General features: G+C 38.8%; 26 protein-coding genes. All 26 read right to left on the reverse strand.

All coding sequences use genetic code 11. The features are described from left to right. Positions 1–543: 543 nt before the first annotated feature. Positions 544–753 (reverse strand): hypothetical protein, encoded by a 210-nt coding sequence (locus tag CZ434_RS13670; RefSeq protein WP_077623661.1) that lies wholly within the window; start codon positions 751–753, stop codon positions 544–546. After that, complete coding sequence (gene gvpJ / locus CZ434_RS13675) at positions 750–1,061, reverse strand: gas vesicle protein (protein WP_077623662.1); 312 nt, start codon at positions 1,059–1,061, stop codon at positions 750–752. Before gvpJ ends, CZ434_RS13670 begins: the two co-directional genes overlap by 4 nt. 15 nt (positions 1,062–1,076) lie before the next feature. After that, on the reverse strand, positions 1,077–1,385 hold the full coding sequence (locus tag CZ434_RS13680; protein WP_077623663.1) for a gas vesicle protein K: 309 nt from the start codon (positions 1,383–1,385) through the stop codon (positions 1,077–1,079). Between the two features lie 4 nt (positions 1,386–1,389). Further along, positions 1,390–1,635 (reverse strand): gas vesicle protein, encoded by a 246-nt coding sequence (locus tag CZ434_RS13685; protein WP_245830989.1) that lies wholly within the window; start codon positions 1,633–1,635, stop codon positions 1,390–1,392. Beyond that, positions 1,625–2,464 carry a GvpL/GvpF family gas vesicle protein gene (locus CZ434_RS13690; protein WP_077623665.1) on the reverse strand — a complete coding sequence of 280 codons (840 nt, stop codon included), beginning with the start codon at positions 2,462–2,464 and terminating at the stop codon, positions 1,625–1,627. Before CZ434_RS13690 ends, CZ434_RS13685 begins: the two co-directional genes overlap by 11 nt. A 13-nt stretch (positions 2,465–2,477) precedes the next feature. Further along, positions 2,478–2,729, reverse strand: a complete 252-nt coding sequence (locus CZ434_RS13695) for a gas vesicle protein GvpG (RefSeq protein WP_077623666.1) — start codon at positions 2,727–2,729, stop codon at positions 2,478–2,480. Further along, positions 2,726–3,487, reverse strand: coding sequence for a GvpL/GvpF family gas vesicle protein (locus CZ434_RS13700; RefSeq protein ID WP_077623667.1), 762 nt, complete (start codon positions 3,485–3,487; stop codon positions 2,726–2,728). Before CZ434_RS13700 ends, CZ434_RS13695 begins: the two co-directional genes overlap by 4 nt. A gap of 12 nt (positions 3,488–3,499) precedes the next feature. Beyond that, positions 3,500–5,557, reverse strand: coding sequence for a gas vesicle protein GvpN (gvpN, locus tag CZ434_RS21740; protein ID WP_095742926.1), 2,058 nt, complete (start codon positions 5,555–5,557; stop codon positions 3,500–3,502). Between the two features lie 6 nt (positions 5,558–5,563). After that, complete coding sequence (gvpO, locus tag CZ434_RS13710) at positions 5,564–5,836, reverse strand: gas vesicle protein GvpO (RefSeq protein ID WP_077623668.1); 273 nt, start codon at positions 5,834–5,836, stop codon at positions 5,564–5,566. A 75-nt stretch (positions 5,837–5,911) separates the two neighbouring features. Then, positions 5,912–6,187: a gas vesicle structural protein GvpA gene (gvpA, locus tag CZ434_RS13715; RefSeq protein ID WP_077623669.1), complete on the reverse strand. Its 276-nt coding sequence runs from the start codon at positions 6,185–6,187 to the stop codon at positions 5,912–5,914. A 13-nt stretch (positions 6,188–6,200) separates the two neighbouring features. Continuing rightward, positions 6,201–6,653, reverse strand: a complete 453-nt coding sequence (locus tag CZ434_RS13720; RefSeq protein WP_077623670.1) for a YtxH domain-containing protein — start codon at positions 6,651–6,653, stop codon at positions 6,201–6,203. A 32-nt stretch (positions 6,654–6,685) separates the two neighbouring features. Next, positions 6,686–7,201: a YtxH domain-containing protein gene (locus CZ434_RS13725; protein WP_077623671.1), complete on the reverse strand. Its 516-nt coding sequence runs from the start codon at positions 7,199–7,201 to the stop codon at positions 6,686–6,688. Between the two features lie 162 nt (positions 7,202–7,363). Continuing rightward, positions 7,364–8,341, reverse strand: a complete 978-nt coding sequence (locus CZ434_RS13730) for a metallophosphoesterase (RefSeq protein ID WP_077623672.1) — start codon at positions 8,339–8,341, stop codon at positions 7,364–7,366. Positions 8,342–8,392: 51 nt separating this feature from the next. Continuing rightward, on the reverse strand, positions 8,393–9,517 hold the full coding sequence (locus tag CZ434_RS13735) for a nucleotidyltransferase family protein (protein WP_077623673.1): 1,125 nt from the start codon (positions 9,515–9,517) through the stop codon (positions 8,393–8,395). Then, on the reverse strand, positions 9,510–11,327 hold the full coding sequence (locus tag CZ434_RS13740; RefSeq protein WP_077623674.1) for an ABC transporter ATP-binding protein: 1,818 nt from the start codon (positions 11,325–11,327) through the stop codon (positions 9,510–9,512). Before CZ434_RS13740 ends, CZ434_RS13735 begins: the two co-directional genes overlap by 8 nt. 13 nt (positions 11,328–11,340) lie before the next feature. Beyond that, complete coding sequence (locus CZ434_RS13745) at positions 11,341–11,805, reverse strand: signal peptidase I (RefSeq protein ID WP_077623675.1); 465 nt, start codon at positions 11,803–11,805, stop codon at positions 11,341–11,343. Next, a complete protein-coding gene (locus CZ434_RS13750) occupies positions 11,795–12,061 on the reverse strand; it encodes a PqqD family protein (protein ID WP_077623676.1) in 267 nt (88 codons plus the stop codon). The genes CZ434_RS13745 and CZ434_RS13750 overlap by 11 nt, the downstream gene beginning before the upstream one ends. Beyond that, positions 12,030–12,842: a hypothetical protein gene (locus CZ434_RS13755; RefSeq protein ID WP_077623677.1), complete on the reverse strand. Its 813-nt coding sequence runs from the start codon at positions 12,840–12,842 to the stop codon at positions 12,030–12,032. Before CZ434_RS13755 ends, CZ434_RS13750 begins: the two co-directional genes overlap by 32 nt. Positions 12,843–13,209: 367 nt before the next feature. After that, positions 13,210–15,003 (reverse strand): ABC transporter ATP-binding protein, encoded by a 1,794-nt coding sequence (locus CZ434_RS13760; protein WP_077623678.1) that lies wholly within the window; start codon positions 15,001–15,003, stop codon positions 13,210–13,212. Between the two features lie 11 nt (positions 15,004–15,014). Next, complete coding sequence (locus tag CZ434_RS13765) at positions 15,015–16,190, reverse strand: nucleotidyltransferase domain-containing protein (RefSeq protein ID WP_077623679.1); 1,176 nt, start codon at positions 16,188–16,190, stop codon at positions 15,015–15,017. Positions 16,191–16,201: 11 nt separating this feature from the next. Further along, positions 16,202–16,648, reverse strand: coding sequence for a lasso peptide biosynthesis B2 protein (locus CZ434_RS13770; RefSeq protein WP_077623680.1), 447 nt, complete (start codon positions 16,646–16,648; stop codon positions 16,202–16,204). Between the two features lie 17 nt (positions 16,649–16,665). Further along, positions 16,666–16,959, reverse strand: a complete 294-nt coding sequence (locus CZ434_RS13775) for a lasso peptide biosynthesis PqqD family chaperone (RefSeq protein WP_077623681.1) — start codon at positions 16,957–16,959, stop codon at positions 16,666–16,668. Further along, entirely contained in the window at positions 16,952–17,890 is a 939-nt protein-coding gene (locus tag CZ434_RS13780; protein ID WP_077623682.1) for a phosphoenolpyruvate carboxykinase (ATP), read from the reverse strand. The genes CZ434_RS13775 and CZ434_RS13780 overlap by 8 nt, the downstream gene beginning before the upstream one ends. A 128-nt stretch (positions 17,891–18,018) precedes the next feature. After that, the gene (locus CZ434_RS21825; RefSeq protein ID WP_143262132.1) at positions 18,019–18,150 is read right to left on the reverse strand and encodes a paeninodin family lasso peptide; all 132 of its coding nucleotides are present in this window, start codon (positions 18,148–18,150) and stop codon (positions 18,019–18,021) included. A gap of 14 nt (positions 18,151–18,164) precedes the next feature. Then, complete coding sequence (locus CZ434_RS13785) at positions 18,165–20,102, reverse strand: asparagine synthase-related protein (protein WP_077623683.1); 1,938 nt, start codon at positions 20,100–20,102, stop codon at positions 18,165–18,167. A 218-nt stretch (positions 20,103–20,320) separates the two neighbouring features. Next, positions 20,321–21,403: an acyltransferase family protein gene (locus CZ434_RS13790; protein ID WP_077623684.1), complete on the reverse strand. Its 1,083-nt coding sequence runs from the start codon at positions 21,401–21,403 to the stop codon at positions 20,321–20,323. Positions 21,404–21,836: the final 433 nt, after the last annotated feature.

Below are 21,836 nucleotides of genomic sequence, written 5' to 3' on the forward strand. Positions count from 1 at the left end.
ATTCTGATGATTGTTAAGCGCATGCACTCGCTACGGCAGAACACTTCGCTGGCAGGAGTTTTTGAATCTTTGCTAGGAATATTCCATGTTAGACAACTTTCCAAATCCCTTCTCACCTAATCAGAAAATTATTCTAAGCTGCGGAAAAATGCGAGACTCCTTGAAAATAAAGGTCAATTTTCTGCGTGCGGTGTAAATTCAGGGAGGTATTATCAAAGTCCTGTGGGAAAGGAACAGTCTGAAGACCCCGCAGTGATGCACCTGCGTCTTCTAGTATCGCTTCGTAGTAAGCTTCCTCGGTGCAAGGGTTTTCGGTGGGACGAGTAATCGCAGTCCTAAGGGAGCAAAGGAGCCTACTCAAGGAGTACCCTGGCTGAAGCGTTCCCCACGGAAAGCGAGTATTTTTCCGCAGCGCCGGCTTAGCATTCAATCCGAAAAGGATGAAAGGAAGTCACACTGAAGTTATGTCGCAGTTTATATATATCCTGAGTCATCAACCTTTTCTAAAACAGCCAATACAAAAAAAGAGGAAGAACCTTATTTTTAATAGGATCTTCCTCGCGATTTCTTCTTATTTTCTTCTTTTACTATCGACTCAATCGTCCTTGCTCTCATTTGATATTCTACTTTTTCACTTGGTTTGTCCTCTCTATTTTGCTCGGTACGTCTAACTGTGGCACGGTCAGAATGCTTTAGATCTTCTATAATCTGCCGGACATCCTGAAAAAAATCTTTCTTTTTTATATTGATCACTCCTTGCTCGTTTCTTCCACTCTATCTATCTTCTCTTCCAGGCGACGGATGTGCTCATGCAGCTGCTGATTCTCTTCTCTCAATCGATTAGCCTGGGAAGAGTAATGTGGATCATTTTCCCACCAATCCATGCCAATCTCTTTCGCTTTATCGACTGATGCAACAAGCAGTCTGATTTTGATTGTGAGCAATTCCACTTCTGCCAGGTTGACTTTAATATCCCCTGCAATAACGACTCCTTTATCCAGCACCGTTTCCAGTACTTCTACCAAGCCGTTACTCGTTTGGGCCGGATGGTTTCCGGACATATGGCACCCTCCTCTTTAAAGTAAATTTCCCAGAGGTCCTAAGTCGATGTTCAAATCATCGTCATCAAGACCAAAGATTTCTTTCAGTTCTTCCATTTTTTCTTCTAAATTCATCAAGGCGATGCCCAGTTTTTCTACTTCTTCGTCGGTTAAATTGCCACCTTCCACACGCTTCATCGCCTGTCGCTCTACAAGCTGCCTAATCAATTCAATCACGGTCATGACAAGTTGAGACAATCCTTCTTCTGCTTTGTCCGGATCCAAGTTGACACGCCCTGACGGCTGATTGCCGTTTGCATCTAGCAATTGCTGAGGTTGCTTCATCGAATTATTCCTCCTTTACAGGATAAGACCTAAGAGTATGCTCTTCTTTGCTTGTTGAATTCCTTCTTCCTTCTGCAGAATCAATTAACGTATCCACCGAACTCAATAAGACGCGTAAATCTAAATAGACAAGATCGATATCGGCAATAGAAATAGTAAGATCGCCTTTTAAGACAACGCCTTTTTCGAGAACGGCATCCAGTACATCCAACAACGAAACGTCTTTATTATCCAGAACTTCACGTTCCACTTTTGACACCTCTGTCCGTGAAATTGGAAAAATGATAGGCCGGCCATGGTCCTGTCACCTCAAACGTAAAACCTGTTCCTTGGGTCACAGCCTGCTCCTGTTCTCGCTTGATTGTTTCAAGAAACGCCTTCACATCTTGTTCAGGAACTAAATAAGCACTGTTCCAAAACATTTCATCCGTCTTTCCGGTCACCTTCTTCGCCCAGTTTTTCTTGATTTCATCCGCCTGGCTGAATTCAGTCAGTTTATCATGGACTTCTCTGCAGCTTTTTTCGATTTCTTTTTCCACGAGATTTTCCATAAACTGACCCAGCTTTTTCTTCTCGAAAAATTGCCTTCCCTTTGGCATTTGTTCAATCTCTTGTTTCTTTTTCTCTATTTCCCGATTGTCCGCCATCGCTGTCTCCCGGAATTTATCGTCCTTACCGTAAATCTTCACGTTCCATTCTTCATGTCCTTCAAGCTTTGCCAACAAATTTACAATATTGTCGCGGCAGTCTTCCACGATGGATTCTAAGTTGGCTGTCTGCTCGTAAATAGTCCCGAATTTCAAAGGCAACACGGTAAAAGCTTTATGTAACTCATTCATCATGTTGTGATGATGAAAAGCTTTTTCCTGCAGCCAAGTCATATCTTCTGTGTTTTTCGCCAGATTTTCCTCTGAAAAATCCTCTGGTCCGACACTGCAGGTGACAGCAGTGACTTCCCCAAATGGGATATATTCCACATATGAGCCTGCCTCGATTCCTTCTAATTGGGCAGGAGAACTGTTCTCATACTCTTCAGTCGGAACAAAAGCATATAGATATACTAGTTGCTGTTCACTCATCGTTCACTTCCCCCTATTCTTCCAGATTTTCTTTCAACCTTTGCTGCTCCAGCTGTTTGGCAATCCGATATTGTGCAAGCAGCACTTCCTCTTGTTTGTCATACTGCTCTTCAGATAATTCGTCCATCTCCAGCATCATTTCCAACTGGACAAGTTTCTTTTGAATATGCTCGACATCATATAACTCCTTGTCGGCTTCTTCCTTTACCTTTTTGCCGACCATCATGATCGTATCAATCGGCCAGGTGAAAAGTTTGTGGATCATGAAGCACCGGCAGCCTTCAATTTAATGTCGATGAAATTATATGCAGGCCAGGGACCCGTATATTTGAATTCGACTTTCCCTTCCCAGTCCTCAAAGATTTCATTCACTTTCCGGTCAAACTCTTCTTCCTTATCAAGATCTACGAGAAATGAGCTGTTCAGCAGCATTCTTTCTCCGATAACTTCATTGCTTTTGGCAGCATCCGCGATTTTTGTCAAAGGCTCAAACACTTCCTGTTCGCATTGCTTCTGCATGCCGAGCATAAAGTTCTTGGCCGCTTCTCCCAGTTCAATTCTTTCATAGTAGCCCGCTTCCTTTGATTTTGCTTCTACTTTATTCCGGGCATTTTGAAGATCGTGCTGTTCCTGGGCGACTTTTTCAATCCATTCCTTATGACCGATCACCTTGAGACCGACTTCGATTTTGTTGCTGATTTTCGGAAAAATTTCCTTTAACTGGCCCTGAAGTTTTTCTAGCAAAATAGCAACATCTTGTTCAGATTCTAAGACATTGCCAAAGCTCATCGGCACGATTGTCTGCTGCTTCATAACCCTTGTCACCACATCTTGATGGGCCTTTAGGTTACGGCGAGTCGGCTCATAGATTTGAACAGGCGCTTCTGCGACTACCATGGCTGTATCCTGACAGGAAACGGTGTAAACCTGCCTGGATTCACCAGCCAGGTTTACTTCCCCAAAAGATTGTGATTCATTCGTTTCAATAATTCCGAAAAGGTAGATACCTAGTTTTTCCTCCATCTTTTCTCCTCCTTACACGGCCTTCAATTCTTCTTTTATGATCGAATGAACTTCCTCTGTCTGGTTATATCCCAGACAACGTGCTAGCTGAGCACCGAGAACATCCATGCAAAGATCCTCAAATTGTTCGTCATCACCCTTAATGGAAATGTCATTCTGTTTGGCAATGGAAGCAATCATTAACATCGATCTCAAGCTTGGACCCTGTGCATCTTCTTTCTCGCAACGCTTACCGATCTTATTGACAAATTCAACGATTTTCTCTGCTTTTTCCGGGTCAATTCCCGCTCGCTCTGCGACAATTTCGCTCTCCGCTTCTTCACCGACTCCGTTGACCTCAATTGTGATTAACCGGTCTAATAACGCTTCCTGCGGCTGATGAACGCCCTGATACTCAACAGGATTGCTTGTGAAAATGACTTTGAAATCCGGATGGACTCTCTCAAACGGCTTGTTCTGTTTGGTTCCGTACAACGGCAGTACGCCTTCTTCCAACACAGATAAGAATAAGCTGTTTATCTCGGGTTTTGATCTGTTAAATTCGTCATAAATCAGTGTATATCCATTCTTTACGGCTTCGACAAGGCGTCCTGGTGTCCATTTTTCATTGATTTCTCCCTCTTTTTTATGAACCTGACGGACAAAGTTGTCGATGACAGATTTGGTCGATACACCGGTAATCGAGCCTAATAAGTCTTGATTCGATAATTCGCTGTTCCCTTGCAGCAGCATCACCGGTTTGTCATACTTGCTTGCCAGATGAAGTGCCAAAGACGTTTTCCCGACACCGACAGGTCCGGTAAAGTGTACAGGGTATCCGGATTCAATATACCTTTGTGCGCGATCCGCAATTTGTTTTATATAGTCCGTTTCGACAAAGTTATCCATATCGATTCTGCGTTTGTTGCTGGATTTGTCGTCTTTCTTTTGCTGATACTGCTCGTTCTTATTTGGTTGGTCTTCTATAGGTTGATTGGATGTTCTATTATCATCAGGCTTGTCTTCTTGATAAAAATCTTCAGCTGATTGGTCGTTTTCTTTTTCAGACTCTGAATCATCGCCCTCTTCGGTGTTTTCGTGTTCTTGTTGCTCTTCTTCATTTGACGATTTAGCTTCCGTATCGTCCTGGTTCTCTTGAACGTCTCTGTTACTGGATTTTTCGCTAGAATCATTACTTTCATCTGTAGGGTGAAACTCTTTTATAGCAGATCGCAGCTTTTCACTTGAAGATTCCTCTTCTGATTGCTGATCCTCTTCAGCGTTATCTTGATTTTCATTTTCACTATTACTGGGTTCTTCTGGCTCCTCACCGCTGTCTCCAGTTGGGTGAAATTCTTTTATGCCCGACTGTTGTTCTTCACTTGAAGATGCTTCTTCCGATTGATCGTTTTCGCCTCCAGTATCTGAATCATTCCTTTCTTCGGTGTTTTGGTCATCATGCTCTTCATCTTGATCCTCTTTGCCTTCGTCTTCCGATTGTTGATTTTCTTCATTAGATGCTGTGTCTTTTTCTTCGTCTTGGTTCGTTTGATCATCGCTGTCATTATTACTGGATTCCTCTGACTCATTACTGTCGTTGGATGGATGATACTCTTTTATGCCCGATGAATGGTCATTTTGTTCTTGTTGCTCATCTGGCATCTCTTCACCTTTTAATTGCTGACCTTCTTGATTCGATGCTGTGTCTTCTGTTTCATCTTGATTCTCTTGGTCATCGCTGCCATTATTACTGGATTCTTTTGATTCATTGCCGTCATCTTTTTGATCAGACTCTTGTTCTTCGGCAGAGTGTTCCTCTTCCGATTGTCCGTTATCTACTTGGGAATCTGAATCATCGTTTCCTTCGCTGTTTTGAGCATCTTGCTGGTCTTCTTCGCTTGGGTTACTTTGTTGTTTATTCTCACTATTACTGGATTTCTCGCTCAATTCAGGCTTCTGTTCGTTCTCATCTTGTTGTTCTTGCTTATCGTCTTCCACATATTCCACGTCTGGCTTTACTTTGATTCGCTTCTTCCGCAGTACTTTTTTGCCGTTCGATTTGTTGTCTTGATTGTTGGAACTTGATGCCATTCTCGATTATCTCCCTTCTTCTGAAACTAGTGGTTCGCTGCGCGGTCGAAGACTTTTCCGTTGATAGGAGACAATTTCCATTTCATCATCCAGCTTGGCTTCATATACTCCAATCAAATGGTCTTTGGCATACCGCTTCATATAGTCCTTTTCTTCAATTACTTCGACTTCTACCTCCCATCCGTTTTCCTGCTTTTGGATAGAGGTTATTTTAAATGGGGGGTTAATATTTGATGTGAAAAATTGTTCTACGGCCTCTTTTACCTTTTCGATTTTCATTCCGGTCCACTCCTAATTCAAAAAATAGAATCAGGCATATGCATCAAGCACATATGCCTGCTTTCTAAGGTATCTTTATGCAAAGTTGAGCTGACTGCGCCCACGCTCGCCTTCATCCACTTCATCTTCATCGATGCTTCCCTGCACATCATCTCTTAGTAGGCCTACAGCTTCCGCATAGCGCAGCCATGTATCGACACTGGCAATAACGACTCTTGCTTCTACTGTAATAAGTTCTATACCGACAAGCGAAACACGAGCATATAAGTCAACAACGACACCTTTATCCAAAATACGGTCAACTACTTCTGCAAGGCTGGAATTATCTGTACTTTTTTGAATAGCTGCCATTTGGCACACTCCTTTAGTCATCAATTTTTTTAATATCATTCACGCCTTTAATATCTGTAGCGCCCTTGATGTTTGAAACTCCTTTGACATCACTTGGTGTTTTAATGGTCTTTTTCTTCGTTTTACCAGGATTGGTCAGGGCATTATCCTGGATTTCCTCTTTAGCTTGCTTGGCACTGCTCTTTAAATTTTCACCGAGCTTTCCGACGTTTTCCTTCGCTTCTTGTCCTTTTTCTTCAAGCTGATCACCCAGGTTGTCAAACTGGTCCTTTATTTCTTCCTTCTTTTCGGTTGCTTTGTCGAATGTGTCGTAAAATTTTTTTCCAATCATAGTTGCTGCGGCGGCATTCTTAGCTTTAGGTGAATCTTCTGCTAAGTCTTCAGCTTTGTCTTGAGCTGCATCTTTTATTTTTTCTTTGGTCTTTTTGGCCTTTTTTTTCAGCTTTTTCTTAGGAGAGCTTGCCATTTCAGCTCACCACCTTTTGCGAGTATTACCTCTTATTGCTGTGGACTGCTTGACTTCTGGTCCTGTGGAGAAGAATCCTGATCCCCGGTCCCTTGTTGGTTTTCTGGTTCTTGTTGTTCGCCATCTTCATCTAAGCCTTCTTCTACGTACTCATAGTTTTCAGAGATATTACCTTTCACTTTTTCGGCTTTCTCGATTATCTTGCCGACGAGTTGGTCTGTTTTTTGAACGGACCATAACTCTACTTCTTCCGGAAGAGATTCTGCTTTTTCGATGGCCTGCTTTCCTTTATCTATTGTTTTTCCGTAGCCTTCTTTGAATTTGCCTCTGACTTCTTTTCCCGATTTCGGAGAAGAAATCAAGCTCATAGCAGCACCGACCATCGTTCCCAGGACTGCTCCCTTAATAAATTTTCCGTTAGAAGTATTCTGCAGTGTTTCGACTTTGTCTTCGGCCTGATCTTTGTACTCATGCACTTTTTCCTGGACTTTATCTTCCACATCGTCCTTCTTTCTTTTCAGTCGTTCTTTCACACGTTCCTCACTCACAGGACTTCCTCCTTTTTTAACTTACATGGTTTTTCAATTCCCTTACTACCGGGAATGAAACGCGACAAAGGCATGTAATATCTACCAATTGTTTGGAATTTTTTCCTAAACGGCAAAAAGGTGGGGGAACGTAATCGGTACGTTCCCCCGCCTTTAGGTGGTTTACTTGCTTGTCAGTTTCAATAAATTTATTTCCGGTGTATTGAACAACCTGAACTTCATCAAGGAAATAGCATCACTGCTTCCCAGCCCTGCGCTCACATATTGTTTTTTCTGTTTGTATTCCCATAACCCTTTCACACGGTTCCGTGGAGGCAGCATGCCATTCGGCTCATACCAGGCCTCGGGGACAAATAAGGCGCCTATCAACGGAAGACGAATCTGGCCACCATGATAATGTCCTGCCATGATCAGGTCGAAGTTTCTCCAAATGTTGTTGGAAGATGATTGAATGAAGTCGATTCTCGCATCGACTACCGGGTAATGGTTTAGGGCGACAAGAATATCCGAATCTCTCAAATGATCAAGCGGCTTCATTTGTTTGATTAGTTGTTCTTGATAATCCAAGTACTGAGGTGTCGACGTGTAAGCAGGCTGCACAATCCCCTGTACTCTGCCCCCCGGCTCTTTAACTATTGATAACTCGAAGTTAACAAAGTGAATGTTGGCACCATCTACCGAAACAGTCTCCATAGATTCAAGAAGCTGTACTCCCCGCGCCTCCACTCCCCGGACAAATTCACTTTTTTCCAGAGAATCATTGACCAAGTAACTATCAGGATCAGCATTGCCGGATACATACCAAGCATGCTGCTTGTTACCGATGCCTTCCAGGATGTTATAGAAAGGCCCGTAGTTTGAACTATCGGTACCATCAAGCATGTCGCCTGTAAAAACGATCGCATCGTAGTTGATCTCGTTGATTGTTTCGATGAGCCGCTTTTGTTCTTTCCCGAATTGTTTTTCGTGCAAATCCGTTACCTGTAAAATCGAAAAGCCTTCCAGCTGTTCAGGCAGTCCTTCTATTTCTATCTCTTGTTTTACGACTTTTATTCGGTTGTTGTCCCAAAAGGTATAGATAACTACTAAGATTAAGAGAATGAAAAGAGCTATAAATGCACCACCTACCAGCTTTCTCAAATTACATGCACTCCCATGTTATTAGGATGGAAAAACACCCGGGGGTGGGTGTTAGATAAAGATTGATTTTAATGCACCTGTACATCTTTTTTTATAGAGCAATAACAACAGGAAAGCATATCTTTTATCTCGATCCGTATGATTGCTTATTTCCGCTAAGATCTCTGGTTTCTGTGGAAACAGCCAATGAAAAAATTCTATAAAGCCGTGACTGGGCTTATCATAACTAAAAAATTGATAATCAAAAAACACTGCATAGCCGTTTATCCTTTTCCATTTCGACTTGCGTTTTTTCCAATATCTATTAATTTTATCTGGTGAAAAATCTCTTATCGCGTATAATACCGGGTATTCCCTATACACGATTGCCAACGTACGCTGAAGCCTTCTTCGTGTTTGATGTGTTTTGCCATCCTTCATCAATCTTTCATAATCCAGTTGTTTTCCTATATAGAATGCCATTTGAATAATATCCAGAAAGTATTTAGGGGCATCCAAATTATGTCTCCACCCATGCAGACAGATTAAATAAAAGGTGTGGTAATCTGACAGGCTCTTTACATATTGATAATTTCCAATGCTGTGAGAATCCCTCCAAAATTCTTCCATTGATAAATTTGAAGTATTATCCTTCAAAATAGACCAATGCAATTCCACTGTCAGAGGAATGGCTGAACCAGGGATATCCTTACTGAAACTAGTGTGGAAGTGACCTGGAATGAACTCTTCCTCATGAATAAATCCCAATTCCTTAACAGCAGAGACCACCATATCGTAATCCTCTTCCTTGATTAATAAATCGATATCAGACGTTTCTCGGGCTCCGATATTTCCGTAATATTTTTCTGAAAAATAAACGCCTTTGATCGGCATTACTGCGATTCGCTTAGATTCCAGCAGTTTCAGGATACGCTCTGTTTCTGTTTTAATAATCATATTCTGGTATAAAACCGTTTGAAACTGTTGCTTTAAGCTATCTTGGAAAAAAGAAGGTGTTTCTTTCAACCTGTCCTGTTTCTTTAACAAATGATAGATTTGCGAGGAGACGAAACCGACTTCCACTTCCTCTAAGACTTGATGGTAAAAGTCATGATTGGAAGGCAGCTCTTTTTCTGAATCATATAGTATATTGATAAGCTTTTCTATCACGGTTTCATCTTTCCTTTCCTCATCCAAGCATACTCACCGGACTAGCTTCATTTTGAATAGAACGATCCGACTTGTTAAGTTCCCTGTATAAGCCGTCCTGGCTGATAAGGTCGACGTGGTTTCCCATTTGCACTACTCGTCCTTTATCCATTACGACAATCTGGTCTGCGTGTTGAATGGTTGATAGCCGATGTGCTATCACCAATGTTGTTTTCCCAACCATCAATCGATCAAGCGCTTCTTTTACCAAATGCTCCGTTTCACTGTCGAGTGCAGAAGTTGCCTCATCCAATAGCAGGATAGGAGCATCTTTTAAAATAGCTCGGGCAATTGCCATTCGCTGTCTTTGACCGCCAGATAGTTTTAACCCTCTCTCCCCAATTACCGTGTTATATCCTTCTGGGAGTGACGCGATATAATCATGTATGTTTGCGTTTTTTGCAGCTTCGACCATTTCATAATGTTGAATATTGGGACGAACAAGCATAAGGTTTTCCCGGACCGTACCACTAAACAGAAAAGTCTCCTGTGGCACGTAAGCAATCATATTTCTTAAAGCTGAAACACCGATATTCCCGATTGTTGATTTATCAAAGAGAATGTCACCTGACTGTGGCTTGTAAAAGCTTTGCAACAGGTTAAACAAAGTCGATTTCCCTGCACCGCTCGGCCCTACAAAAGCGGTAACTTTACCTGCCGGGATATGTAAGTTGAAACGTTCAAAGACATTATGGTTGTCGTCATAACTGAAAGAAAGATTTTTTATGTCGATTCCGTTAGTTAGTTGTTTAGGACGTGCATAGGTGGACAGTTGTTTATCTTCGGTTGGCTGATCCAGAAGATTTGTCACCCGCTCTAAAGCTGCAATAGAGCGCTGGTAACCAGCCCACTGCCCGGCAAGCCCCGTCATAGGATAGACCATATGATTGATCAAATTGATAAAAGATAACAAGGCACCAATGGTAATAATATTGTCTGAAACAAAAAAGGCTCCGACAATCAGGCTGACTAAAAACGTTATCGAGCCGACAGCCTCTCCTCCTGCATAAAAAGAACCTCTTAGCTTTGCGTCTTTCAACTCCAAAGCATAGAGTTTATTATTGTTATTGATATATTTCTTATAAAACAGCTTTTCCATCGTAAATGACCGAATCACTGTCAGCCCATGAAACGTTTCATTGAGGCTCTTATTTATATTGCTGATCAGTTCGTTAATTACCCTGCTATTGTTACGCATTAACAGGCCAAATACAGCGCCGCCGATTATCGCTATCGGTGCAATCATTAAACTGAACAGGGAAAGTTTCCAGCTGATTTGCACGAGGTAGATAAAAGCGGCAACTGAAATAATCGGCAGTCTTACTAAGTTGATAAGCCCTCTTCCGGCAACACCGTCGATATGATGAAGCTCGTTTGTAAAATGAGAGAACAATTCCCCGGAATGAATATTGGCAAGATTTTTTCCAGGAAGCCTCAAGACATGATGGTATAAATCTATGCTCACATCTTTTTTCACAGCATTGATCGCCACTGTTTCCAAGTATGTATCAATAAAATTCGAGATAATGCTGATTGCAGACAGAACAACACCGATAATGAGCAAGTATTTAAGCCGCTCAAAATTGCTTTGTACAGCGGCATCCGTTATGTTTCCAAGGAACCAGGCAAATGCCAGTGTTATGGCGATATCGACAAACATTAAGAAGAAAAGCCCAAAATAGGCCTTTTTATACTTCCATATATAAGGCCTGAGCAGCCAGAATGTACGCTTCACTTCCTCCAGGGAAAAGTACTGCCGAATATGTATTTTGTTCATCAGTTTTTGGCTGTTCTTCATATGTATCCATCCTCTAAAGGTTTGCGACTGCTTTCCTCGTTTTCTTATTCAGATAGCTTCTTAGCCAGCCCGAAACGATGGGACAGCGGATAATGACAGCCCCCCATACCACTAATGACAGACTAGACGCTTTTTTCACTGTCTTTTTCTTCTTTATCAAGAATAATTTGCCGATAATCTTATCCTTGGCAATCGGCGCGTCCAATCCAAGGTTGGTGTCCCCTTTAAATAGGTAAAACTGTTCGTTTAACTCCTCATAACTTTTTACATAACGATGCGTGACCAGCTTGCCCGTGGAATCTTGAAACAAGATAATGTCACCCTTCTGCAAATTTTTTGTTTCACATGAAACAAATCGACAAATATCCCCTTCTTGTATGACGGGAAACATGCTTGTTCCTTGCGCCGGCAGCTCCACCCATCCTCTTTTTTTAATAATTTCTTTTATAATGAGGCATGTCTTTGCATTAACCTGCATGTTCCAATAACCCGCATTTGATCAGGTTGGATACAAAAGACTTAACATCATGCTGAACATCTTCTCCTTGTACTGCATACTTATTCTTTACTGCGTCCACGATTTCTGACAAGGTCTGTTGCTCCTGAAGCAGATCCCAACAAAAACTGCCAACTTCATTTAAAGTGGTAACTGTATAAGCATCCGTATTCATCACAAGCCATTCTCCATCCAATTCCACTTTCTCAAAGCTTTGCCTGCATTTGTAACTTGTCATTCGTAATCAACTCCCAAAATGAATTGTTCTTTTGAAAATGAAGATTATAGACCGGAACCTGCTCAACCAGTTTCCTTAACAGCATCATGATCTTAGCCGTTTCGCCCGAATTATAAGGCCAATAGAATACCTTATCTATTAAGCTCGTAAATGCTTCTCCTTTTTTCAAAACTTCTCTATTATTGGACAAGGCTTGATGAAGCAGATTAATGCTTGCCAAAGGGGCTGTAGTCACTTCCCCCTTTGTTTCCAATTCGCTGCGGAAAGGCGAATCAAAGACGGTTATCCCATTATCTGTAACCTTTAATATAGTCGCTTCATCAGACAGCAGCTGTCTCGGCGCTGATAACTTGGCTGCTGTTGACTTTCCTGCACCCGAGTGGCCGGAGAAAATATGGGCCCCGCCATTATCCACTACACATGAAGAATGGACGAGCAGCCCCCAGTTGTTATGGACGATGAAGGCGCTGTAGAGGTTCATCATGGCGTGTTTTAGGGCGAGTTCGTCATGAAAGAATATCTTTGCTTTGGTGTAGGATGGATTTACTTCGATCAGGTAGTCGGCTCGTTGGTAGGTGATTTTATGGGCGTTCTCTTGGATGGTAACTATGTAGTCTTGGAAGGGGAGACCATATCCCTGCATAATATCTATCCTCATATTTTCGGTATGATTGTTCGATTCATTAAATATTTTATAATTTATATCGAACAATTCACCAAAGAGATGTTCCTCTATATTAATACTAAATTTATGATCACCGATTATAATAAAGTTAGACATAAACAATAACTCCTTGGCCTTATAGTTCATAAGCCAGGAGTTAAATCCCTGGCCTTTATCTCTTAAAAATTAAAACCATGGTTTAGGTCTAGGACCTGTGTATGGTGGATGTGGATAGTTCTTACCGCCATTACCGTTTCCTTTGTGATCTCGATTCCCTTTCCCTCGATTCCAACTCTGGGCAGTTTCAAACATTATCGTTTGGTGATTTAAGACCTCTGGTTTTTTATAAACCTTCATTTTGAACACCCCCTTTTCGTTCCTTATTAAGAACAAATTTGTTATAAAAAATAACTTGACCTTTACTTAATATAATAAAACACCTTTTGTTCTTTTTAAAGAATAATCATTCGACACTTTTTTTGCCTTATGAAAGGACTTCGATCTGTTTAGCAAGTAAGTTACTAAATACACTCCGTTTCTGTTCAGAAAGTTGGTTAAATTCCCCTTGCTGGACAATCTCTCCCTGATCCAATACAATCACCTGATCCGCATCACGGATAGTAGATAGCCGATGAGCAATTACAATGATGGTCATCTTACCTTTTAACCGTTCTAATGCTGCTTGAATGTGTGCTTCGTTCTCGGTATCCAAGGCACTTGTTGCTTCATCCAACACCAAAATGGATGGATTTCGTAAAATAGCGCGCGCTAACACTAATCGTTGCCGCTCACCGCCGGATAACTTAATACCCCTGTCTCCAATTACAGTATCTAATCCATTTGGCAGCTTGTAAACAAAGTCGGCTGCGGAGGAAAAGCGTAAAGCTTCCCACATTTGTTCTTCGCTTGTGTCAGGCACAACTAATGCCAGGTTTTCCCGGATGGTGGCATTAAATAAGAATGGATCCTGTGGTACATAACTTATAGAACGCCTTAAAGCTATTAAGTTATCACTTGTTAACGGTTGATCATCAATTAATACCTGACCTTGCTCTGGCTGATTGAGTCCCATCAATAGATCGATTAAGGTACTCTTCCCAGCACCCGATTTTCCGACAAACGCTGTCATTTGGTTAGCTGGAATAGCTATGTTAACGTTTTTTAATGCGTACATAGGTTCCGCATGATTATAACGAAAAAAAACACCTTTACATCTTATTCCTTCATTTATATGAAGCGGCTTAACTTTTTCCGCACCAAATTCAAATTCACAAGCGTTTTTACATTCTTCCTGTATAGCTTTAACAGACTTAAATGATGGGATGGTAGTAGCAATTTGTTCAAGAGACGCTTGAATGCCTGCAACCCTCGGCCATAATCTTGAAAAGATAACAATTACTAACATTAATTGAGCAGCCTGACTGCTGAATAACTGTATGGCTATAAAAATAAAAGCAGCAATTAATACAGAAGAAGCTACTTTGTAGTAAAGTTGGGAAGTGGCTTTTAACTTTGTATATGCCACTTGTTCATCCAGCATTTGTTTTGTCAGAGATCGATACCAATTCATCCTTGATGCTTCTAATGTATTACTTTTAATATCTTTAATACCGTTCATTTGGTCAGTGATACCAGCCATATAGGTTTTTCTCAATTCAAAATTCTTGTTACCAAGTTTCATTGATTTCGTAAGGAACTTCCGGTTAAAAAAGAGAAGAATGAGTCCGCTTAATAATACAAATGTAGTGATATTAGGGGATAAGTAAAACGCCAGGCCGATTTGTATCACTGTAGAAACAAGAGAAGCTGCAAACTGTAAGAAAGAGTGGGCTCCCATACTGGCACGAGCTACTTCAGTTGTTAGTAAATTTATTAAATCAGATTTCCTTTTCTTAATGAAAAAACTCCAATTGGAGTGAGTAATTAAACGATACGTCTCTAGCTGTATGTGTCGAAGAAAACCTTGTTGGATCACTGCGTTTTTAACAGTAATATTACGGTTTAAAATACTTTGGCCAGCTACAATTAAAACATAGATTATCAAAATAATCGATAAACTCACTAAGGAAGGCATTTGCTGAAAGAAGTCTAAAAAGCTTAAGGCTGCTATCTCACTGGATTCTAAATCCACTATACCACTTATACTAATCATTGGTACTAGCAATAGAACGCCAATCCCCTCTAACAATCCAATCCCAATCATGGCAAATAGGTTTATATAAAGAATTTTCCCAGCATAACGATTAATTTGTTTCACAAAATACAACAAGTCTTTCATTGTCTATCCCCCTAGGATAAAGCTTGTTTCCTCGTCTTTCTCCAAGCCCATAAGAAGGGACGTAGCGGAAAGTAAAGGAAATGAAGTTTCTTTGGCAATGGCAGCGTATCAGCATCTTCTGGATAAGGAAATAGAAAACTTAAAATGAAAAATATTTTTTGCCTTACAGACATTAAGGCGAATAAATGCTGTTTATGATAGTTAGATACTTTTTCCGGAAGGGGTTCTGTATGTAAATTAATCATTGTCTCTAAATAAAAAACAGCCTCCTGAGCTAGCTTTTGAGAATACTTATTTTGTAATAGATCACGCACCTCCTTACTGACCTTTGTATTTAGCAAATCATTTGCCAAAATAACCGCTTGTCCTCCTGTTTGAAGATAACCATATCTTTTTATCAAATTACAAGTCTTTTTCCAGTCAAGCCCTTGCTGTACCAAACGATCAATATCTAACAGCCATCGAAGACGTGACCATCCATGCCGGGCACCATGAGAAACCAGCAATAAAAATAAGTCTTCTTTTCCTAGCAAATAAACAGGATAACTAGTAAGGTTACATTTACTTTTCCGCTCCCACAACTGTCGAAAGGATGGTTCTAAGCTTGGACCAGGATTCAACCTCCAGTGTATTTCCAACTTCATTCTTTTTTTAGGATGGATATAGGTAACATGATGATGCCGCCATTTCCAGTCATTCAATACAGTTTGAATGTAATCATCTTTTTCATATCCCAAATCTGTTAATAACCGATCTGCCTTTTCCAGCTGATCAATCGGAATAAGCAGGTCCAAATCACTTGATGTTCGGAGAGATACATCTCCATATAACTCATGTGCAAGCATAGGTCCTTTGAGGAAAATAGTGAGGATGTCGGCTTTACTAAACAACTTACTTATCTGTTCCATTTCTGCACTAAGCTGCAGCATTTGAAAGGTATTCCTTTTATATTGCTGTTCGATGCTTTTCATTACATATTCAGGTATAATTCCCTTTTTGAGTCGCTTCAATCTTCTATAAAGAGTGGGATAAAGTCGATGGTGATTCACTTGTTCGATAAATAAATCCCAGTTAATATCTGTAAGTATTCGAGAATCTAGATGATCTTTCTTATCCTTTATAATGTTTATGATTAACATTAATTCTTTTGGTATGTCGGCTTTATCCAGATGAAAAGTAGTCTCCATTGTTCTCTCCTTTATATCCATACTTTCTTAGCGAATTTATTTACAATAGTAAACCGCTCCCTGCCTTCATAACCAGTCACAAAAAATGAACCGCTTCGCAACCAGGCATGTGCAATTAATTTTCCTGATTCATCCTTAGCCGTCCCTAAATAAAGAGTACTTTCTATTTTACGCTTCTCCAGCATTTTCATAGCGGCAATAGCTTTAACAAGACATTGGCTCTCCCAAAAAGTATAGCGACTCATCAGATTGACCGCTTGAGAAACATTCTTTATTAATTTTTCATTCGATATATCGATTTCAAAAGAAGTCTCTTGCATTTGCATCCCTAAAGAAGGAGCAACCTTTGAAAACGAAACACATTTTAATATTCTTGCCCACGCTAAGTAAACATAAGATTCTATTAATAGCAGTTTAAACTCATTGTTCGTCTGCAAAAAAAGTTTTACCTTCTGCATTAGACTTAATTCCTTCCTTATGACTTCACTTGAACTAATCCTTCCCCTGCTAATGAACATAAAAAAGCTGTTACATGATTGCGGCATTCGTTTTTTTCGACTTCATATTGATCTATGAGTGAATCCACTAACGAATGAACAGATACAGGCTCTTTTATCCGCTCCCAAATCTCTCCACCAATTTCCCCAAGATTATAGTATTTACCATTACTGATACTTAACATAACTTTCTCTCCACCCATGTCACTCACGATATTACCTTCTGTTTGGACAACAACGTTATCAAGTTCAATAACTTGCTGATTAATCATGGACTAGTTCCTCCTTCTTGATAGTGGTTAGAATGACTTCTGTTAATTCCTCGGCAGTAAAACGTGTTATCGGACGTTCTAATCTGGATAAAACACAATTGTGAGCAATTTTGGTAGTAATATCAAAATGCCATTGCAGTAAACCTGCAGGATTAATGAAAAAGTTCCGATACGTATGCGCAAATAAGATACGCAATTTTAGAAGGCTAGGAATAGGCTGCATTTTAATTTCTAAGTGATCTGTTTTTATCAGTTCAATGATTCCTTCAAGAGGCAATGCTTCTTGAGCAAACTGATTGGTGACAGGAACGATATACTTGGTGTCTCTTTTAATAATTGAACGGAACTTGCTTGTATCCACTCCGAAACTATCCAAGCTTTCCCTCCATAATTTCTGTTGTGGATAAGCTGGTATTATATACGGTATGCCTTTATTATCTAATCTAATGGGAACTATATCGTCACTTAACAACTGATAGCCATTTTTCAAAAATGCTGCAGCAAGTGTAGACTTTCCAGCTCCAGACTCTCCTATAATCGCATAAGCTTTTCCATTTATAGCCAAAGCACTGCCATGCAATGGAAGAATCTTTCTTTGTATTAATAAAGCGCCCATGCAAGTTCCCAATAAATAAAGACGTATTTGATCTTCGTGGCTTCCTTTTATAGGCGATATGGAGATGCATTTTCCGTTATTAACTTTAAATATCGCTACTTCAGGTACTAGGAAAATACAGAGATTTGGTTCCACATAAAAGTATCGATTTGGTTCAGAATAAGCAGCCCATAAATCTAACAAATCCTCTATAACTATTGTGACGTCTACTCTTTCTTCTACAGGACTAACCTTAAATAATTCTGGCATTTCGATTTCACTAAGAAAATGCAGACCAAACGCCTTATACAAAGCTTTATTTTCTTTAATTATCATATTTTCCTCCTGTACGTTAGAAGAGATAACAACCACTATGTTCAAACTAAAAATTAATCAATGGCTTTCAACTAAATTGTTTCCCCTCATATTTAAATATGAGGGGTAGGTATTTATTTACAATTGCTTTATGATTCATGATGAGGTCCATAAGCAGGTTCACCATTGTAGGCTTCATCATGATATCCTTCATATCCTGATGCCATAGTCATCTCGATTTTAAGAACTTCTAACTCAGGCTTTTTCCACGTTTGTTTCATCATATCACCCCCTTTCAATTAAACTTTTTCAAAAAGCGATAAACTATTAAGCTCCTAAGAGCAATTCTGTAATCTGGATTAATTGCATGTTCTGTTTCAGGCCCTTCTTTAACCTTATTAATAGCAGTTTCTACTACTGATTCATTTAAATAGTTAAATACTTCTTTATCAGCCCTTAGCTCTTCCAATTCTTCTACAAATAAATCCCAATTAGGAATCATTCGATGAACCCAATCGACTCCTTGAACACCACGGTATTTTAAATTTAATCTCACTTTGTCTGGTAATAAATTCTTGGTCGCCCGTCGAATCAAAGAACGATCCATCCCATTTTGAACATATTGTTCTTCGGGAAGAGATAGGCAGAAACGAATTAACCTAAGGTCATTTGTTGGATCCCTTTTCCATAATGAGTATTTTAAAGATAATTTAGTTCCAAGTGTATTAGTTGCATTCCAGTGAAACAACTCATGAAAATGTCGCTTTCTTTCTTTAAAAATATTAGGTAAAGTGGAACTTTGCTCATTAATTCCATGTGTTTTAAGTTTTTTATAAACTTCCGTCTTTGCCGCTAGCTCTTTACTTATCATTGTTTTTGATTGATACTTTTTAAAAGTTGGGAGAATTTGATTAACAATAGGAAACGCCATTTTTCCAACATACTGTATAGTTTTAGTTTTACTCACATCCATGTTTTGGCTATAATAATCTAATTCCTGAAAAAAGCGGATCCATTTAATTCTCTTCAGCAAAAGAGCATAATATTCCATTGCCGAGCCCCATGAGATTGTTAAGTTTCCCCTTCCTCCATTTAAAAGCACACCTAAATCTTCCTTATAAGCTTTTTCAAAGATCCCCTTTAGCCAAATTGAGTTCTCAATAAACTTGTATGGTGTTTCTAAAGTATTAAGGAAAAAATCAACCTCTGAAAGAGGACTAACCCCCTTAAAGTCCATAAAATGGTGATTCAAACCGCCAACATATTGGACAGTCTCATTAATAAAGGAGCTTTCATTTGCCACCCTATATTTTGGTGTAAAGTCGATAAAATCTTTTGGAGGAATATAGCTAAAGGTATATAAGGAATCATTTTTTGTTTGTAAGATCCTAGAGGCAAAACCAACAACCGCTCCTGAATCAAGCCCTCCACTTAGATGGGAACCGACTTGCCGATTACAGCGAAGTCTAGATCTTACCGCCTCTTGGAATACCTGCTGAAATGCTTCCTCATATTCCCTATTGTCTTTAAGCTTTAATTTCTTTCCAGAAGTTATCGTACAATACCTTGAAAGCTTGACTCCTTTATCGTTTATTGAAATAGAATGAGAAGGTGGAATTTGTTTAATATCTTGATATGCTGTTATATTAGTATCTACGGTTTCTATTACACTAGAAATAGCTAAAAACTCTGCAAGCCATTGTTCATTTAGCTTTTTCTTTATGTAGGGAAGAGTAAAAAGAGGTTCCATTATCGTACAAAAAGCAAACTGTTTTTGATTATGATAGTAGTAGAGCGTTCTCCCACCTGAAAAATCCCTAGCTCCAAATAGCTTTCCATTCCTCTGATCCCATATCATAAACGCAAAATCACCAATTAAGTATTTCGGCGCGTCTTCTCCCCATTTAAAGTAAGCAAGCAAAATTAACTGGCTATCAGGTACAAAGCGTTGTCTAGATTTATCTATTTGCAATTTTTCAAATAACTCTTCACGGTTATCTATGATCGCATCGGCAGTAATCGACAACTTTCTCTCAGAGTCATAATAAGGTAAAAGCTCACCCACAGATTCAGGAGTGATCCACTGGGCATGGCAGCCTAAGAAAGTATTTTGCTGATGCCATACCTGTACATCATTTGCTGGATATCTTTGCAAGCTATTCATCATGTTTGCGATGTGGTCATCAGATATTTGTTCATTATTTAATTGATAAATACCAGCAATTGCACTCATGGATTTCTCTCCAATACAAAATATTACAATTCTCTAACACATATTCTCAATAAAGAACTATACAACAAAATAAAATAGCTGATAAACAGCTAAAATAAAATAAACCTATATATGTCTGTAATTCCGTTCCTTATAAAGAACATTACTATAACTTTGTGTTAATTGCAATACTTATTTATTGTAATTAACTAAGGAACTATTGTTACAAGCAATTATCTCTATCTTACTGCTTGACGTTTTAAACTAATTAATTTCTTATCCGTATCTATAAACCTCAAAATAGGATTATAAATAAACTTTATAAGATAAGAAGTAACAATACACAAGATAAGCAGCCAGATAAATATTAATATTGGGTACTTAGGAGCAAAAGTTAATCCTGGAAAAAGGGTTAAATAAAAAAACATATGAGTTAACCATATGTTCGTTGAATGTTCAGCAAATATGTTAAGTATCTTTTTCACCCAGTTACTTTTATCGATAAATATAAAAAAGCAAATAAATGATATGCCTGTTAAAGGGGCTATGCTAGTTGACTCAAAAATAGAATGTATGACAAGCAGAATAAGGATACCTAAATAGCAGATAAAGTTCCTAAACTTTACTTCATAAAAGTTTTTATGAAGATAGGTGAAAATTTTCTTCTTTGCAAATAATGCACCAACAATAAAAGAAAATAGTGAAGTCCCCGTTAATACTGCAGTTCTAGTAATTGCAGCTAAGAAACCATGGTCTCCGATTTCAAAAATATCTTTATAAAATTGTAAGTAACTGATGGAGTAAATAACACCTATAAAAAATAAGGACAAAATAGAGTTATTATTCTTCACCAATTTCATTAAAATAGGAGAAAGAATCACCAATATAATGTAGATTTGTAAAAACCACCATGCACCATTATAAGAATTAGATAAAACAAAAAAATTTAATAAAAACTCTTTAACTGATCCTGGCATCATATATTCTTTCCCTATAAAAAAACTAATAATTATAAACATAATTAATACAATCCAATAATTGATAAGCAGCTTCATTATTCGCTTAGTATTTTTCTTTATTCTATTTATTATGTTATTTTCACTATTTATAGCAATATAAAAAGCGTATCCACTAGCAAACAAATATATAGGCCTACAAGCATCACCAAAATGTCCAATATAATATACTAACGGAACATCCCCTATTAAAATAAAAGTTTCATATAATCCATTTATTTCTTTTCGTGTGAATAGATGGAGCATGACCATAAATATAATACCTACACCTTTAAGAATTCGTGTATCATTTCTTGAAAGTTCCATAGTTTCTCCTTCCAACCAATAGAGTTACTTGGTTAATTTATTTAAATTTTTTTTAATCTAACCTAAACAAGTATTCTTATATCTTTCCTTTTTATAGCATGTAGATATATGATAAAAGTAGATAATGCTACCTTTAATTTTTTATTGCCCCTAGCTCATTTTTACCACGTAAACCCCTTAATTTTTTATTTTTGATTCACTAGGGTTTCAATCGCATTACCTTTTTTTGGTATTTAATACAAACCAATAACTCTCAATGAGTCCAATGATTCTATCCGTCTATTACTTTTCAAAGAAAGACCTAAAGACCTCCTCCTTTAGTAAAAACAATTTTTAAAAATAAAAATCTATTAAACCACTGGTAACTATGGTTTTCACCAGTTAATAGAATAACTCCTGTTTTTAAATTGGACTTTTGAGGATAGGAATTTTA

Source organism: Sediminibacillus massiliensis (genome assembly GCF_900156915.1).
GTDB lineage: Bacteria > Bacillota > Bacilli > Bacillales > Amphibacillaceae > Sediminibacillus_A > Sediminibacillus_A massiliensis.